Raw genomic sequence first — 17,810 nt, forward strand, 5'->3', positions numbered from 1 at the left:
GAGGGGATGGATAAATAATGGCTTTATACAGCAATCATGCAGGCAAACCTAGAGTAAAAACCATTCGCAATTCAATCATTTTTATCGCCCTTCTCCTTTTTGCTTTGGCGACGATATTTCCAATCTATTTCATGGTCATTTCATCCTTTGCAGATCCGGTTGAGGCAGGAGCGGTGAACTACTCCATTTTACCAAGCAAGTTCACATTCGCTTCCTTCAAATATTTCTTTGATTATAGCGAGTATTCGTATCGGTGGATTCTGAACTCCCTGATCGTAGCAACTACAGTAATGGTATCCAACGTGATTTTCGCCAGTATGGCTGGATATGCATTTTCCAAACTTCGTTTTAAAGGGAGAGGCGTGCTGTTTGCGGTATTGCTTGTCTCCATGATGATTCCTTACCAAGTTACACAAGTTCCTTTGTATATTCTTGTTGTGAATGTGTTCAATCTGCAAAACACGTACAGCGCATTAATTATGCCGGGTATCGTTACGGTCTATAATATTTTTCTTGCTAAACAGTTTATGAGCAGCATCCCGAACGAGATTATGGAAAGTGCCAAAATCGAAGGGTGCAGCCAGTTCACGATCTATTGGAGAATTATTCTTCCTTTGTCCAAAACGGTACTTGCCGTCATGGCGATTCTAACGTTTATGGATAGCTGGAACACGTTCTTCTGGCCGCTTCTGGTCACCAATACGATGGATATGCAGACGATTCAACTGGGGCTCAAAAACTTCCGCTTCGCCAACACGACGTTTATCGCACCGATGATGGCAGGGGCTACGATCTCAGCACTACCGATGTTTATTCTTTTCTTCAGCTTGCAAAAGTACTTCTTAGAAGGTGTAACGGTTGGAGCGGTAAAAGGCTAATACAAGCCGGGCGTGGGGGAGGTATCACTTCAGCATGATTGTGTCTTGGGATCAACAGTATCGTCAGGCCGTTATTGATTTATGGAATGAAGAAGCCGTGAAGGATGGCTATAAGGAACTGACGGAAGAAACCTTTGAGCGTATTTTCACGGCCAATCCTTATTTTGATAGCGAAAATACCTTTGTGTTACTGGATCAAAATGAGGTCAAAGGCTTCGCCTGTGGCTGTACAGGGGATGATCTGCCGCTTGGGGAAGTGGGTGGATACATCACCTGCATCGTTTTGGCCGAAGGCTTCCAAACGAATCAGAATTATCAAGGCATGCTGGACGCTTTGGAACGTCGTTTCCAGCAATTGGGGAAAAAGCAAGGCGAGGTCTTATTTTTTAATCCGATGTTATTGCCATGGTATATACCTGGGACTCCAAAGCATGAGCATAACAATGCGCCAGGTGTGCCGATCGAGAGTAAATTGTATGCGTTTTTGCTGGAAGCAGGATATGTAGAACGCGCGAAAGAATGCGCGATGTATTTGAAGTTGGACGGTTTCACCATACCGGAGGATGTAAGAGCTAAGGAGCATAAGGCGTCAGCTGAAGGATACACGGTGGAATTGTTCGATTCGGAAAAGCATAACGGCGTTAAGGAAATGCTTAATGGCTTTAACAATCTTTTGTGGCAAAGGGAAATCGGGCAGTGCACGGCAGATGGTGTGCCAGTGGTCATTGCTGCATATAAAGACAAAGTCATCGGATTTGCAGGCCCGGTCATTCGTCAGGACAACGGACGCGGCTACTTTGCGGGCATCGGCGTGCTTCCTGAGCATGAGGGTCATGGGCTGGGCAGCCTGCTTTTTTTTAAGCTGTGCGAAGCATTCCGTTCAATTGGTACGGACTACATGTCGCTCTACACAGGCAGTACGAATCCGGCCATTCGCATTTATGAGAAGGCAGGTTTTACAACCGTCAAACAATTTTCTGTGATGAGAAGGGAGTTTGTGTAAATGAGCGAGCAAAAGTTAACGATATTAGCGATCGGCGGTCATGTTGGGGATGCCGAATTAACGGCTGGAGGCGTATTGGCAAGCCACTTCCTGAAAGGTGATCGCATTGCGACACTGGCGCTGACAGCAGGCGAACGCGGTGTTCCTGCAGGACAAGATATGGCGGAATATCGCGTGCAGAAAGTGAAAGAGGCGAAAACATTTGCCGAAATGCTGGGCGGGGAAGCTTTCGTCTTCGACGATATTCCAGACGGCGAGCTGCAGGATAACCAAGAGATGCGCTTCCGTGTATGCGATGTCATTCGTCAAGTTCGTCCAAACGTGATTATCACCCATTGGAAAAACAGCATGCACAAGGATCACATGACTACGCACCGCATCGTGAACGATGCCCGTTTTTTTGCTGCCTTGCCGACATTTGAACGGGAGCTTCCAGCCCATTTTGCTCAGAGATTGTATTATGCCGAGAACTGGGAAGATGCGGTCGACTACCGTCCGTACGTCTATGTCGATTATGATCAGGAAGCTTTCGATCTATGGGTCAAAGCCGTTTCCACGCATTGGTTCGTAACCGGCAGCAAGTCGTTCAAGTACTTGGAATACTACAAGCATTTGATGAGAGTCCGCGGGCTTGAGGCCAGAAAAGAATATGCACAAACGTTCATGATTCCAGAAGAAAATATGCGTGTGCTCAAAACTGAATTATAGAAAATCATCCGACCTCTACACGCAGCCGCTTATCACGAATATGGCTTGGGTAGAGGTTTTGTTCAATAAAAAGAAGCGAGCGAGGGGAAAGCTATGATTCTTAACGGGATTGATTGTATCGGGCAGTATGCTCATCTATTCAAAGGGAAACGGCTGGGGCTGATTACGGCGCCAACGGGATTGAACAAGGATTTTGTTTCTACGATTCAAATTTTGCACGAGAATTTCAACCTCACGGCCTTATTCTCTCCGGAGCATGGGGTGCGGGGAGATCAAGCCGCTGGCGCACTGGTAGAAACTTATTTGGACCCGATTACACAGGTGCCTGTACACAGCTTGTATCGCAAAGATTCCAAACGTTTGAGCCAAGAGATGCTGGATGAAGTCGATATGGTCGTCTATGATATTCAGGATGTAGGAACCCGCTATTATACGTTTATATATACAATGTTATATGCTTTGGAAGATTGTGCGAAAGCAGGGAAACCTTTTGTTATTCTCGACCGGATTAATCCTTTGGATGGCGTGACGGTGGAAGGTAATATTTTAAAACCGGAATATCAATCTTTTGTAGGCAATTACCCGCTTGCAGTCCGTTACGGGATGACCGTCGGAGAACTCGCCATGATGGCAAATGATCAGATGAACTGGCAGTGTGAGCTGCATGTGGTCCGCTGTGAAGGTTGGGAGCGAAACATGCTATTCCCCGAGACGGGTCAAGAGTGGATCATGCCTTCCCTAGGTCTTCCGCGATTTAGATCAGCTTTGCTATATCCGGGAACTTGCATCTTTGAAGGCACGAACTTGTCGGAAGGACGCGGGACAACAGTTCCGTTTGAAGCCATAGGGGCTCCGTTCATCGATGGGCAGAAGCTGGCGGATGAAATGAATGCCAAGAAACTGCCAGGCGTTGTTTTCCGGCCGGTCTATTTTAAACCGAGTTTCTCGAAGCATCAAGGAGAGTCCTGCAGCGGCGTTCAAATTCATGTATTGGATACTCGCGCTGTCCAGCCTCTTGAAACGGGGATTACCCTGCTCTACACGATCAAAAACAATTATGAAGAGTTTGCCTTCCTGCCTCCTTTCCGAGAAGGCTCCAGACCTTTCATGGATTTGTTATGCGGAGACAATGTGTATCGACAAGACCATGTGAACGTTTCGGATCTGCTTCAGCAATTTGGTGAAGAGAGCAAGACGTTTGCGCAGATGAAACAACAGTATCATTTGTACAAATAGAATAAACGGAAGAAGTGATAAGTGACCCAATGACAAGATATGTAGCGGGGCTAGATGGCGGAGGTACCAAAACAGCGGTAAAAATAGCTGACGAGAGCGGCCAAGTGGTGCATAGCTTTGCATCTGGAGCGATTAACTATAATGGGCAAGATGCGGAGAGCATCAAGCGGAGTTTTCAGGACATTTTTCAAGGCATTAGCGATGCCTGCGGGGGACTGGAGCACTGTGAACATATCGTAATTGGTGCAGCAGGGGTTAGCAATCCTAGTGTTACGTCCCGTTTGGAAGCGAATGTTAGAGAATGCGGCTATCAAGGGAACGTATACATCACAGGTGATCAGGAAACGGCGCTTTGCGGAGCGCATGATCGCGAGTACGGCATCATTTTAATTGCGGGAACAGGGTCTATTTGTTATGGCAAAAAAGAGGACGGGACGATTCACCGTGCCGGCGGGCTGGGACACCTCATCGATGATGAGGGCAGCGGTTACAGCATCGGCCGCGACCTGTTGTCTGCGCTCGTTCGAGCTAATGATGGAAGAATCGGGGAGACTGTCATTACTGGAATGGTCTACGAACAGCTTCAACTGACGAATGTTCAGCAGATCGTTGGTTTTGTCTATAACAAAGAGACAAACAAGAAGGATATCGCAGCCTTGGCGCCTATCCTGTCTAAGGCTTGCGAACAAGGGGACGAAACGGCGCTGGCTATTGCGGCTAAAAACGCTGCATCGCTTTTCGAGACGGTCGTTCCTGTCGTGGAAAAGCTGTCCATGCAGCAAGGAAACCTTGCGATGGCCGGAAGTGTATTGCTGAATAATAGCCATGTGCGGGACGCATTTGTTCAGCTATTGTGTGAAAAATATCCGGATTTGACTTGTATTACGGCTAAAAAGGATGCGGCGAGCGGTGCCGTTTTGATGGCGCTGAATCGTTTGAAGAAATAGGCTGCGATAGAGATTGAGATAGACCGAGATAGACCGAGATAGACCAAGACAGAGAAAGACATAAAGAGTTAATTTTGAGGATAGAAGTTTTTTTAGCGAGGGAGAGGGATAGAGAATGAAAAAGATTCAGGACATGACGCTAAGAGAGAAAATCGGGCAGATGCTTCTTTGCGGGTTTGAAGGCACGGAAGCGACAGATCAGCTCAAAGCGCTGATTGCTGAACACCATATTGGCGGTGTTATTTATTTTGCGCGTAACGTAGAACAAACTGGACAGGTGGCAGAGTTATCCGAGCAGCTGCAGCAAATCGCCGAGCAGTCGGACACGTTACCGCTATGGGTTTCCATCGACCAAGAGGGCGGAATGGTTGCCCGTATTACCGAAGGCGTTGCCTTGATGCCTGGGCAGATGGCGCTTGCGGCTGGAGCGATTGGGCCGGTAGAGGGAGCGAGAGTTGGCGTAAAAGATGCAGGCGACGCCGCTTATGAAGCTGCGTTCATTTCGGGGAAAGAGCTCAGAGAGCTTGGAATTAACTTGAACTTTGCTCCTGTGCTCGATGTGAATAATAATCCGGATAACCCGGTTATTGGTGTACGGTCATTCGGCGAGTCTGCAGAGCTTGTCGCTGAATTTGGACGACGTTCGGTGCAAGGCTTTCAGGACGCTAACGTTGTCGCGACAGCGAAACATTTCCCGGGACATGGCGATACGAGCGTTGACTCCCATTTGGATTTGCCTACGATCAAGCATGATCAAGAACGGATTCGTTCTTTGGAGCTTGTGCCGTTCATTCAAGCTATCGATGGCGGTGTCGATGCGATTATGTCATCGCACATTTATTTCCCGGCTTTTGAGTCCGAGAAGCTGCCTGCGACGCTTTCCAAGTCTGTGTTAACCGGACTGCTGCGAGAGGAGCTGGGCTACGAGGGCGTCGTGATGACAGACTGCATGGAGATGAATGCCATTGCCGAACATTATGGCACAGTTGCCGCCAGTGTTATGGCGATCGAAGCTGGGGCTGATCTTGTGCTCATCAGCCATAGGCTTGACCGCCAGATCGGCGCTATTGATGCGATCGAACAGGCTGTTAAAGAGGGGCGTCTGAGTGAAACGCGCATTGACGCGTCCGTGGAAAGGCTGCTCGCGCTCAAGGAGCGCCGCGGGTTGTTTGCACCGCAGACGGGCTCGGCGGCTGAAGTAGGGACCGCGGAGCATTGCGCGGTCGCCCAACGTCTCAGCGAAGCGAGCATCACGCTCGTCAAGGACGAGCAGGGATTACTGCCGCTGAAGCGTGTAAGAACGCTAGCGGTCACCGTGGCCGCAGCGGTATCGTCCGGCGTCGACGAAGCGTACGCCGGACCGGCAAGTCTGGGCGCAGCGCTTGCTGAGCGCGGCCTTGACGTGCTCGACCGTGTGCTGCCGCTGGCAGAGGTCGGTGGGTTGACGGGATCGGTGCTGGCCGCAGCGGAAGAAGCGGAGCAGATCGTCATCGGGACGTACAACGCCCGATTCCATCCGGCGCAGGTCGAGCTGGTGCGCGCCCTGCAAGCACTCGGCAAGCCAGTAATCGTCGTCGCGCTGCGCGTGCCGTACGATTTGCTTGAGCTGCCGGAGGTTTCCACCTTCATCGCGGCTTACGAAAGCCGCCCGCTAGCGCTGCAAAGCACAGCCAAAGCTTTGCTGGGTGAGCTGGAGATGAAAGGCCGTCTGCCCGTCACGCTGGGCTTCGGATATCCAGCAGGTTGGAAATGGGAGGGCGGACTGTGATGCTCCGTTCCCTTTTGAATCAGACTTCGCTAACCGTAGCGGGCATCATGTCAGGCACTTCCCTGGACGGCATCGACGTTGCCATCGTCCGGATCGATGGCAGCGGGATTGATGCCAAAGTCAAACTGCTTCACTTCGAAAGCTTCTCCTATGAAGAGGAAGTACGCGAAAAGCTGAAGCAGTTGTGCTCCATCGATCACTCGAATGTTGCCCTATTGTGCGGCATGAACTTTGCCATTGCCGAGCGATTTGCTGACGCGGTGGTGCAGACGGCTAAGGCCGCGGGAATGAACATGGAGGAGATCGATCTCATCTCCACCCATGGACAAACCGTGTGGCACATTCCGGTTGCGGATGAAGCCGATCCTTATCTGCCCAAATCAACGCTGCAAATCGGTGATTTGTCTGTCATCGCCAAACGGACCGGCCGTGTGGTTGTCGGCGACTTCCGCACCGCCGATATGGCGGTAGGAGGGCAAGGCGCTCCACTTGCGCCTTATGGGGATTTCATTATGTTCCGCGATGCGGCCAAAGGGCGCATCCTGCAAAACATCGGCGGCATAGGCAATTGCACCGCAATTCCGGCTCAGGGAACGACTGCGACGATGTCCGATGCCAGCAAACTCATTGCTTTCGATACGGGTCCGGGAAACATGATCATGGATCAAGTCGTCTACGAGTTGTCCGAAGGCCGGCTAACCTATGATGCTGATGGCGCATGGGCGGCTCGCGGTCATGTCCACACCGAGCTGCTGGAGGAGATGCTGGCGCATCCTTACTTTGCGCAGCTTCCTCCGAAGACCACGGGACGTGAGCTGTTCGGCAAAGCGTACACGGCTGCATGGCTCAAAATCGCATTGGATCGCGGACTCGCTCACGAAGATATTGTCGCTACAGCGACGGCGTTCACCGCGCATTCCATTGCTCGCGCTTATAAAGATTTTGTTCTGCCGCACTGCGCCATAGCGGAAGTTATCGTAAGCGGCGGCGGTGCGCGCAATCATACGCTGCTTAACATGATGCAGGAGCTGCTCCCTGAGCAAGCGATTCTCACCTCCGACGAGCTGGGCATCTCTGGCGACGCTAAGGAAGCCATCTTGTTCGCCCTGCTGGGGAACGATTTCATCCACGGCGTGCCGAACAATTTGCCGTCAGCGACAGGTGCAGAGCGCCTGACTGTCATGGGCAAGTTGGCTTTGCCTTAGGGCGGAGATGAAGCAGAGAAGATGCAAAAAGTACAGTAAATCCGAATCGATTTCCCTATAAAGAATGAAAACCTGCAAAACATACATCAAATATCGCGATTTCACGCCACTTTGGGCTGTGACGTGCATTTTTGATGTATCAAATGCAGGTTTTTATGTTTATGGCTATTTTTTTGTGGAATTGCTGTACTTTATGCAGTAAAGACGTTGCTGACTTTGTACCAAGTCGTGAAAAAGGGATGCATTTTAAGACCGAGCCTAACGGATAAAGCCAAGTCTAACGGACTGAGCTGCTTCTATTTGAGCGATTTAAGCTCAATATGAAATTTAGCGGACATGAGAGACGCTAATGAGCGTGAGATGGCCAGAATCGGCCAATAATCAAGTAAATAAAGGCTCTCAGGTCTGATAGCCTCTTGATATTGGTCGGAATAGCCAAATTAAGGGCTTAGGTGTCCGTTGCTATAGTACATAGTTTAGGCGGTAGGTGAGATGGTGGAGTGAGGCTTATTTTCCTATATTGTAGATAGCTCAGAATTTGCATTACTCGGGGATATTGGTTGGAGTGGACGAGGGGGCATGTGCGATATGGAGTCAGTCTGATGCTGATGCGGACGGAAGATTGTGCGTGAGAGTAAGGAGTAGTGGAGAAGAAGGAATTGGTTGGAGTAGCTAGGGTAGTGAGGTTTAGTTTACTTTATTGTAGATAGCTCAGAATTTACGTTGCTCGGGGATATTAGTTGCGGTGGACGAGGGGGCATGTGCGATATGGAGTCAGTCTGATGCTGAAGCGGACGGAATATTGTGCGTGAGAGTAAGGAGTAGTGGAGAAGAAGGAATTGGTTGGAGTAGCTAGGGTAGTGAGGTTTAGTTTACTTTATTGTAGATAGCTCAGAATTTACGTTGCTCGGGGATATTAGTTGCGGTGGACGAGGGGCCATGTGCGATATGGTGTCAGTATGATGGTGATGCGGACGGAAGATTGTGCGTAAGAGTAAGGAGTAGTGGAGAAGAAGGAATGGGTTAGAGCAGCTAGGGTAGTGAGGTTTTGATTACTTTTTTGTAGATATCTCAGAATTTGCATTACTAAGGGATACTAGTCACATTGGAGCCCACAAAAAAACAGCCGGGAGAGCCCAATAGAGCGTCTCCCGGCTATTGCTATTTCACAGAGCTCACCTGCAGTAGGTGGGCTTCTTTGGTTTTATCAAAATGCGTCAAGGTGAAGAGGTAATCCCCCTTGTAATAGCTGTTCGTGTAGGTGCCATTCCCGGCACCGACCTCGGTTTCCATCACGACGTAGCCGGCTTCGTTAGGCTCGCCGCGTTTTTTGATGGTCTCGATGGCTGGCTGCAGCAGCGCCAAAGGCTTCGAGCCCCAAATGCTAAGCGAAGTAACAACCGCTTCCTTCGGGTTGCCCTTCGCTGGCTCTACCAGTAACGACAGCTGGTAGGCCGGATAGCTCAGCAGCAGCTTCACACCTGCCGTTGCTGCTGCCGCATCGCCCACCCCAGCGCCTACGGCAGCTGGCGTGGAAGCCCCAACGGCTGCTTCACCTGCACCGGCACTAGCACTAGCGCCAGTGTCAGCTGCAGCCGCAGCCCCCACGGAGGCGTCAACCGCCGCCTCCTGGCCCGCAAGCATGACGCTGGCATCCTGCAGCGTCACCTCCGCCGGTTTGCCCAGCAAGTCTTCGACTTTCTTGCTGGACAAACCGAGGAAGCCCTGCAGGCTAGCCTGGCCGCCTGCAAAAAAGCTCCGCAGAAGCGGCGCGCCGTCTGCATCAAACACAGTGCCAAGGCCGTCATAGACGCCGACCTTGAAATCGCCCTTGTAGACGAGTTTGCCCAGCTCGTCATACGCTTCTCCGGCGCCGTTCAAGGCGCCGCTCACATACGTGCCCTTGAAACGGGGCACGCCTTTCTCATCAAAGGCGGTGCCCTCGCCGCCGTACGTGCCGGCCAGGAACTGGCCTTTAAACTTCATCAGGCCGTTAGCGTAGTACTCGGCTCCGTCGCCGGAGTAGCTGCCGTTCTTAAAGCCGCCTTCATAAACGAGAAGGCCTTTGGTATCGAACAGCTTGCCAGCTCCGCTATACTGACCGGCTGCAAATTCCCCTTCATATTGGGCGATGCCGCCCGAAGAGAACAGCTTGCCCGCCCCATTGTAAAGGCCGCCGTTAAACGCGCCTTCGTAAAGCAGATCGCCGCTTGGGGCAAACAATTTTCCGGCCCCGCCGTACTTGCCATTTTGAAATTCCCCGATATACAGGACTTTCTGATTGGGAGTATATAAGGTGCCGGCCCCGTTGTAGGCATCTCCCGCAAAAGCTCCTTTATACAGCAATGTACCTTGTTCGTCATAGAGAGAGCCGGCGCCTGATTTCTGCCCCTTTTCAAAATCGCCTTCGTAAGCGAGAACGCCGTTCTTGTGATAAAGCTTGCCTTTCCCCGCGTACAGCCCGTCAACTAGACCGCCTTCATAACGCGCCGCTTTCTCGGCACCCACTACTTTGCCATTCCCCGAGAAGCTAGTCAGCTTCGTGGTGTTCTCCTGCAGAACAGGAACCCGGTTCAACCATTTATTCACGATCGCAGGAGGGCGGATGAAGATAAAAAAGATCAGGACGAGAATCAACAAGGTGATGAAAAGCAGGAGCCTTTTGGAGACGTAGTAGGAGCCGATCAAAATATAGTTTTTTAACGAGGTCTCACGCGTTTGCAGCATGACTCTAAGAATCTGTTGAAACTTAATAATCGCTAGTTTGGGCAGTCTTCCAATGGTTTGAAAGGCTTTCATGACATGTCCGATGAAAGGTGCTACGACGGGCTTTAGCACTTTTTCAATGGTTTTGACCGGCTGAATCTCCAAATGATTTCACTCCTAAAAGGACGCTCGATTTTTTTATAAAAATGCGTTAAGGCACCTGAATGGTCATTTGTCCAGGCTGCTGAACTTGGATGACACCGCCCCAATTGCACATGCATTTGGAGGAGTTGTTCAGAGCTGGCATGTTAGCGACGAGCACCGTTGGTGATCCAGGAACCCAAGGAGCTGCCGTCACCGGTACGCAGGGCATGGGCGTCAGGACGCCGAATGCCGCCGCTGTTGCTGCGGCAACCATGGGATTGGCCATGGAATTACACATGCCGAACGGCAAAATGTTCACCATAGGCTTATTATCCATAATGTTTGCGATGGGCATTGCGGTCATTACCATATTCGCTGGCAGCACCATTAACGAACTGGGCGCAGCGCCGAAAGAACATTGCAGCATGGCACCGCCGCAGACAAGGTTCCCCATGGGATACCTCCTTTTATGTAACAAGTTATTTATGTAGCAGGATCCGATGCAGTTGTAGTTTCTGTTACTTTTATACTACTAGAAAAGCAGATAACCATCAATCTATTACTATATTCGATTCTTTTCGCTAAGTTTCTCCAAAAGATGGGTGCGAGAGTGAAAGAGATATTGTACTATAAAGGAAGAGTTGCAAGCGAGCGGAGGGATTCAGAGTGGCAGGGTTAAAAGCAGTAAGGCTGGGACTTGTAGTGCTGCTGTCGGCAGCGCCGGTTCTGGCAGCAGGGCCAAGCGTGGAAGCTGTGTCGGTAAAAGCTTTAACCATGAAAGAAGCGATGGATCAAGGTGTGAAAATAAGTTCTGTACTGCGGGACGCCAGAACGGATATTTCAAAGAAAAAGCTGGAGCTGGAGCAAGCGCAGCATGCTGTGAAAAGTGAGGAAGCGAAGGCTTCCGGCCTTTTTGCCAAACCCCGGAATTTAAGTCAGGACCTAACGATACGTTTGAAGGTGCCTGAGGCCAGCAAGCAGCTGTATCTCGCACAGGAAACACTTCGACAATCGATGAATACGGTTCGGTTTGATGTGCAAAAAGCGTATTTAACGGCATATCAGGATGAAGCAGCGGAAGAGAACGCACGCAAGAAATGGGAGGACGCCAAAACGGCGTTGGATACGGTTAAAAAGAAGCGGAAATTCGGGCTTGCTGACAGTGCCGAGCAGGAGCAGGCGGAGAAGGCGCTGGAGAAGGCCGCATCCGTTTATAAACAAGCGCAATTGACGGCCAAAGCAAGTCGTTTGGCGCTGGGCAAGCTGCTTCAATTGGATATGGAAAATAAAGTTCAGCTTTCTTTTGAACCGGATTACGCGAATCTGGATCAGAAGCAGCTGCCGGCCTACATAACTAGCGGGCTCAAATCGACGGTCAGTCTGCTGAAAGATACGGAGGATCGGCGTTTGGCCGATCATAAACTAAGCACGACACGTGATCTGTACAGTTCCAAATTTGGCAGCAGCCGCATGAAGGTTATGGATGGTCTGTATAAGGCTAAGGATATCGACATGGATATGTTTCTGGCCAGCTATGAAACGACGTTGTCACAGGTGAAGAAAGATTGGGAAGGGTTTTTCCTTTTGCTCGGATTCATTCCGATTCCCAAATCTTTGCTTCAGGGGGAGTTTGATGGACTGCGTTACCTTGACGACCTGCGGGATGCGTTACCTATTGCTACCATGGAACAAAACAAAGCGGTTCTGCAGGAGAAGGAGAGCCGATCAGCGGTTATAGCAGCAGTGAGAGCTTCCTATATGGAAGCGAAGGGTGCGGAGGAAGGTTACGCGCAAGCTTTACGCGATAAGGATAGTGCCGTAAGCGCGCTGGATAAAGCAACTCAGAAGGTGAAACTCAGCTTGATGAAAACCGACGAGCTTGCGGCTTATAAAGAAGCGGTGAGCAAGGCAGACGAGCAAATTTTAATGGCGCAAATGAGCTATGAAACAGCGCTTGGCAAGCTGGACATCGACACGGGTGGGGCTGTTGCAAAAACGTTGAAGAAAGGCATCCTGCCTTATCAAAACCTGGATGACGGGCTCGCCGCCGTCAAGACGCAAAATCCAAAGGCGCCTGCGGGCTCTTGGAAATTGAAGCCGGCCGTTGGTCCGCTGCTCAGTGATTTTAGCGTGACCGTGAATAAAAAGCTCGGCGCCACCGATTATGCGTTGTTTACCAAAGATGGCCGAGCGATCGGTAAACGTACCAAGATGAATAAGGCTGTGCGACAATTAACGCTTAAACTTAGTCAGCTTGAGAACTTGAAGGTTGTGCTCTACGCGAAGGGGAAACCGATTGGGGAGCTGCTGCTGGAGGGCAAAGGAAATGCCGGACAGTTGGCGGCGGCAGATGAAGCCAAGGATGGCCCTGAAAATGGTGGAAATGGCGGAAGTTCGGTGGGAGACGGAACTACAAACGGCGAGAGCGCTTCTGGTGCTGACGAGGAAAAAGGGCTCGGTACCGTTATCATCGGTTCCTACAAGGTGCAGCTGGATGCGCTGACTCCTGAAGCCTATAATGCAGCTTCGGCAACGATGTCTTCATCGGGACAGGGGATCTTCTATAAAGCGGATGAGCCTGGAGCGGTCTGGTTCGGCATGGATAATGCCGTAGACCCGAGCGCGATAGCCGATCCGACGAGTTCCGCAGCGCTTTCACAGAAGGACGCGGAGGCTCTAAAAGTCACCGTGGAAATTGCGAAGCCTGGTGCTATCGCTTCTTTGCAAACGCCCGAACAGCTGCAGCAGCAGATTGACACGCTGAAGAAAGATATTGTGAAGCTGGAGGCGGCCAAGGAAGCGGCCGTTACGGATATGAAGCTGAGCGAGATCGCCGATTTGGCGGTCGAGATCAAGGATGCACAGGCCCAGCTCGGGATGCTGGAGGCGCTGCAGAAAGGCGACAGCCAGGCAGCTCTTCAGCAGATGGAGCTGGTGAACAACCCGGACGCGCTGATCGCAGCGCTGTCCGAGGAGACCGAGACACCACCGGGCTCGCCTGGTGGTGAAGTCCCCCCAGGCGGCACGACGCCTGGGAAGGAAGCGGCCAGCGAGGATGCGCTGGCCGAGCAGGCTGAGCTCCAGCAGACGAAGCTGGAGCAAGCCCTTGCCGCCGGCGAGCCGGTAGCTGCTGCAGCGGTGCTGCAGCAGCTTCTGGCAACGCAGGCGCAGCTCGCGGATGCGCAAACGGGCGCATCCGAAGGACAGGCTTCACTCGCAGAGGCGAAGCAGAAGCTGGAGGCTGCGCTGAAGCTGGCGCAGGCGCAGGGGGACACGGAGCGGGTCGCGACGCTGACCCGCTCGCTCGAAGCCGTCGCCGAGGCGGTGGCGACGGCGAAGAAGGACGCGCTGTTCGCGCAGCTTGACGCCGTGCAGGTGCTTGCGGCAGCGTTGCCGCAAGAGGCAGGCGTGCAGACGCAGCTTGAACAGCAGGTCACGAAGCTGCTGAAGGAGCTGCAGCAGCAAGAAAAGGCCAAGTATACGCCTGAGGAGCAGGCGGCCTTGGCCGATGTTTCAGCTGCATTGGCAGCCAGTGTTTCCGTTCAGCCGCTTCCGGCAGAAAACGTGCTTTCTCCCAATATTTTCATCAAATTTGATGCTCCGCCTGTTATAATAAACGGGCAGGCATATTTACCTATAAGATCCGTATCAGAGTCGTTCGGTGCTGCTGTAGATTGGGACCAAGATACTCTCACGGTTACGGTCAGCACGGAATATAAGACGATCACGAGCCGTATCAGTGAAGACAAAGCTTATGTTGATGGGGATCCTGTGCAAATCGACGGACCGGCCTATCTGCTTGAGGGAAAGACTTATGTCCCATTAAGGTTCATAGCAGAATCCTTGGGTCTGCAAGTGGATTGGAACGCACCGACGCAAATCATTCAGATTTCAAATTAAGAGGAGATTAAAGAGCGATGAAGAAATCGATTGCGGCATTGCTGCTCGTACTGCTGCTTCTGGGTGCTGCTGGAACCTACCTTGGAATAAACAGGGAAAGCTTCACACTATGGCCTTTTCACAAGAGCATGCCTTTCGACGGTTTATCGAAGGCGATCTCGGATGGGCATAACAATTTGTTTGTCATTGACAACGCGAAGAAGACGATTCACAAGCTGGACGGGGATGGTGTTCTTCAGTACTCCATTACGAGTGAGACGGGAAAAAACGGAGAAGTGTACCGTTTTAACGATATGGCTGTCGATGATTTGGGGTATCTCTACACGATTCGGACGTTGCTTGATCCGTATGGGATTGCAGTTAAGTCCGAGCAGATCGTTCGTTATACGCCGGATGGACAGTTCGACCGCAGCTTGTTCTCACAGGAATACAATGACGCGCAACCCCAAAGGTACAGACTGGGATCTTTGCGGAATGTTCAGGTTCACGATGGAATGGTCTACTTTTTCAATGACGAAGTACAGCAGTTAACTCTCTACCAAGCTCCAGTTGGCAAAGAGGAGACGTCTGCGCCCAAGTCGGTCTATACGATAAAGCTCCCGCAAAATAAGTTTGTCGCTGAGGCAGATGGCTTTAAGCCTGGCGAAATCTACTATTCAACGCGCAGCGGAGAGATCTATCGCGCTTTTGGCGACGGGCATTCCGAGCTTGTTTATCCGCTTCCCGGGCTTGATCGCACAAGACGCAATTTCCCTGAAAGCCTGCATCTTGATAATCAAGGCCGTCTGATCTTCATCGATTTTAACAACAAAATGATTTCACGGCTTGATCCTGCACAGCCTTACACGATTGAAGGACTTGTAACTGAAGATAAGGCGAAAGCAAACGACATAGATCTTGCTTTTGATGCCACATCGAGTTCCATCGCGCAGGATGGCAGCCTTATTATTGTAGAATCGACGCAAATTAATCGCCGCCTGCCGGATGGGACAATTACGCCGTCCATGGTAGAGGCTCTATACAGCCAGCCGGTAAGAACCCAATTGTTTGTACATTGGTCAGTTGCCGTAGCGGCTCTGATCCTTGTGCTGTATGCGATCAAACTTGTCTTCTTCAATTTGCTGCAGCGCCGTCTTCCTTTGATGATGAAACAGATCCTCATTCTAGTGCCGGTCATTGCGGCTTCGATGATTCTGCTGTCGACGGTCATTTATGAGAGTTTCTCGAAGAAAATGGAAGAGGAAACGTTTAGCGAGCTTATTTTACTGGCCAAAAACGGTCAAAATCTTGTCGACGGCGATAAGCTGGAAAGTCTGTCGTCACCGCTGGATTACAACGGTGCAATTTATCAATCTTTCCGCCGAAAGATTCAGTCGGTTTTTGAGAATAACGCCAGCGATGATAATCAAGGCTTTTACAAAGCTGTATATAAATACGAAAACGGGGTTATTTATCGGATTTTAGAAGACGATGATGGCATGCATATGTTCAATCCGTTCCAACAAACCCCTGAGAATCAGCAGGTTGTGCTTGAAGGTAAGCCGGCTACGGGACAATGGCAGGATTTCTCCGGCGAGTGGCGTTATGCGATTGCCCCTATTTTTAACTCAGCGGGTAAAATTGTCGGTGTTTTCGAAACGAGTAAAAACCTGGATGGCATCCTGAAGCATCGCCAAGCGGTACTTCAATCGATTATCCGCAATATTGCGCTTATCTCCGTAGGTTTGCTGCTTGTGCTCTTTGTAATGACTTATGTATTACTGTCTTCAATCCGGAAGCTGCGCAACAGCGTTGGCGAGATTGCCAAAGGCAATTGGGACACGGTCGTTAAGATCAACACGCGCGACGAGGTGTCAGATTTGGGCGACAGCGTCAATACGATGGCAGCCCGTATTCGGGACTATATTACCAAAGTAGAGAACTTTAGCCAGTCCTACTACCGCTTCGTTCCACAGCAGTTTTTGCGATTCCTGAACAAGGAAAGCATTCTGGAGGTTGAACTAGGCGATCAAGTAGAGAAAAATATGTCGATTTTGATTTTTAACATCCGAAGCTTCTATTTGCTTTCCAAGAAGCTCACGCCGGAAGAGAACTTCAACTTCGTCAATTCATTCCTTAGCCGATTCGGCCCTTATGTCCGCAAGCATCAAGGTCTTATGAACAAGTATCTGGGGGCAGGCTTCATGGCGCTTTTCCCGAATCAAGCGGATGAAGCGCTGCAGGCGTGCGTTGAGATGCGCAAGGAATTGGATCTTTACAATTCGCATCGAGCCAAAGTCGGCTATTCACCGCTAGATTTCGGTATCGGTCTGCATAAAGGACCGCTCCGTCTCGGAATTATCGGTGAACAGCAGCGCCTAGAGGGCAATGTGATCTCTGACGGTGTGAATGTGGCAAGTATGCTGGAGAAAATGACGGAACCGCTTGGCGCCTCCATTCTCATTACCGATCATGTGGTGCAGTCGCTGCAGCAACCGGCAGCCTTTCAATACCGGAACCTGGGATTGATTCAGGTAGAAGGAGTGAAGGAGCCGCTTCGACTGTTCGACGTTTATCAGGGCGATCCCGATACGATTCGGGTGCTGAAAGAGAAGACCAAGACACTATTCGAGCAGGCAGTCACGTATTACCAGGTAGGACGTTTCTATGATGCAAGAGAAGCTTTCTTGATGGTCATTAAACAGAATCGTCAGGATAAGGCGGCACAGCTATACTTCTATATTTGTGATGAATATTTCCAACACGGTACGACAGCAGAGTGGAATGGCACATTATCTGTTTCATGATGAAAGAGGCGAACTTGATATGCAAGTGCACGAGTTGACTACAGAGAGAGACGCTCAACGGATTACGGAATTTTATTTATCTTCCTCCTCATTTGATGATCAAAGGCATACGCCGGGGGAGCTAGAGCATTTTCGCAATGCTCCCCTGCTTAGCTTGACTCAGCGCAATCACTGGCATTGGTTTATTGAGAATGAAGCCGGAGAGATTATTGCGGTGACCAGCTGCAAGGAAAATGAGCATCAATCCGGTGGTTATTTATGGGATTACTTAGCCGTGCATCGCGATTATCGCCGGCATGGCTTTGCGAAAGTTTTGTTTCAAGCGCTAGAAACGTTCTCGAGAGAAGCGGGAGGGCGCTACATTCTTACGTATACATGCGATTTACCCGAATATCAGCCTATTCAAAAAATGTTCCGGGCGAACGGTTTCGAACTCATCGGCACTTATCCGAATTACTATTACGAAGGCGAAGCGCGATTAGCTTTCTATAAACCGCTTATTGAAGACAAATGATAGATTGGACCTGAT

At 50.6% G+C, this 17,810-nt stretch carries 12 protein-coding genes; 10 read left to right on the plus strand and 2 right to left on the minus strand.

All coding sequences use genetic code 11. The features are described from left to right. The first annotated feature begins 17 nt into the window (after positions 1-17). From ACUN27_RS03645 to ACUN27_RS03675, 7 genes are all read left to right on the plus strand, one after another. Positions 18-878, plus strand: a complete 861-nt coding sequence (locus tag ACUN27_RS03645) for a carbohydrate ABC transporter permease (protein ID WP_315953002.1) — start codon at positions 18-20, stop codon at positions 876-878. A gap of 34 nt (positions 879-912) precedes the next feature. Next, positions 913-1,881 carry a GNAT family N-acetyltransferase gene (locus ACUN27_RS03650; RefSeq protein ID WP_315953003.1) on the plus strand — a complete coding sequence of 323 codons (969 nt, stop codon included), beginning with the start codon at positions 913-915 and terminating at the stop codon, positions 1,879-1,881. After that, on the plus strand, positions 1,882-2,589 hold the full coding sequence (locus ACUN27_RS03655; RefSeq protein ID WP_315953004.1) for a PIG-L deacetylase family protein: 708 nt from the start codon (positions 1,882-1,884) through the stop codon (positions 2,587-2,589). It abuts the gene before it with no gap. A 93-nt stretch (positions 2,590-2,682) separates the two neighbouring features. Continuing rightward, complete coding sequence (locus tag ACUN27_RS03660; protein WP_315953005.1) at positions 2,683-3,825, plus strand: exo-beta-N-acetylmuramidase NamZ family protein; 1,143 nt, start codon at positions 2,683-2,685, stop codon at positions 3,823-3,825. Positions 3,826-3,854: 29 nt separating this feature from the next. Further along, positions 3,855-4,772, plus strand: coding sequence for an N-acetylglucosamine kinase (locus tag ACUN27_RS03665; protein ID WP_326061097.1), 918 nt, complete (start codon positions 3,855-3,857; stop codon positions 4,770-4,772). 115 nt (positions 4,773-4,887) lie between these two features. Then, positions 4,888-6,540, plus strand: a complete 1,653-nt coding sequence (nagZ, locus tag ACUN27_RS03670; RefSeq protein ID WP_326061099.1) for a beta-N-acetylhexosaminidase — start codon at positions 4,888-4,890, stop codon at positions 6,538-6,540. After that, positions 6,540-7,745, plus strand: coding sequence for an anhydro-N-acetylmuramic acid kinase (locus tag ACUN27_RS03675; RefSeq protein WP_326061134.1), 1,206 nt, complete (start codon positions 6,540-6,542; stop codon positions 7,743-7,745). The genes nagZ and ACUN27_RS03675 overlap by 1 nt, the downstream gene beginning before the upstream one ends. A 1,161-nt stretch (positions 7,746-8,906) precedes the next feature. Here ACUN27_RS03675 and ACUN27_RS03680 read toward each other — a convergent pair. After that, on the minus strand, positions 8,907-10,616 hold the full coding sequence (locus tag ACUN27_RS03680) for a hypothetical protein (RefSeq protein WP_445558388.1): 1,710 nt from the start codon (positions 10,614-10,616) through the stop codon (positions 8,907-8,909). Between the two features lie 46 nt (positions 10,617-10,662). Next, positions 10,663-11,049: a DUF4280 domain-containing protein gene (locus tag ACUN27_RS03685; RefSeq protein ID WP_315953009.1), complete on the minus strand. Its 387-nt coding sequence runs from the start codon at positions 11,047-11,049 to the stop codon at positions 10,663-10,665. Between the two features lie 212 nt (positions 11,050-11,261). Here ACUN27_RS03685 and ACUN27_RS03690 point away from each other — a divergent pair, with 212 nt between their 5' ends. The 3 genes from ACUN27_RS03690 to ACUN27_RS03700 are packed head-to-tail and all read left to right on the plus strand — an operon-like array spanning position 11,262 to position 17,795. Beyond that, positions 11,262-14,495, plus strand: coding sequence for a stalk domain-containing protein (locus ACUN27_RS03690; protein WP_445558389.1), 3,234 nt, complete (start codon positions 11,262-11,264; stop codon positions 14,493-14,495). A 17-nt stretch (positions 14,496-14,512) separates the two neighbouring features. Next, positions 14,513-17,281 carry an adenylate/guanylate cyclase domain-containing protein gene (locus tag ACUN27_RS03695; protein WP_326061104.1) on the plus strand — a complete coding sequence of 923 codons (2,769 nt, stop codon included), beginning with the start codon at positions 14,513-14,515 and terminating at the stop codon, positions 17,279-17,281. Then, complete coding sequence (locus ACUN27_RS03700; protein ID WP_315953012.1) at positions 17,259-17,795, plus strand: GNAT family N-acetyltransferase; 537 nt, start codon at positions 17,259-17,261, stop codon at positions 17,793-17,795. The genes ACUN27_RS03695 and ACUN27_RS03700 overlap by 23 nt, the downstream gene beginning before the upstream one ends. Positions 17,796-17,810: the final 15 nt, after the last annotated feature.

Source organism: Paenibacillus sp. WC2504 (assembly GCF_052682475.1).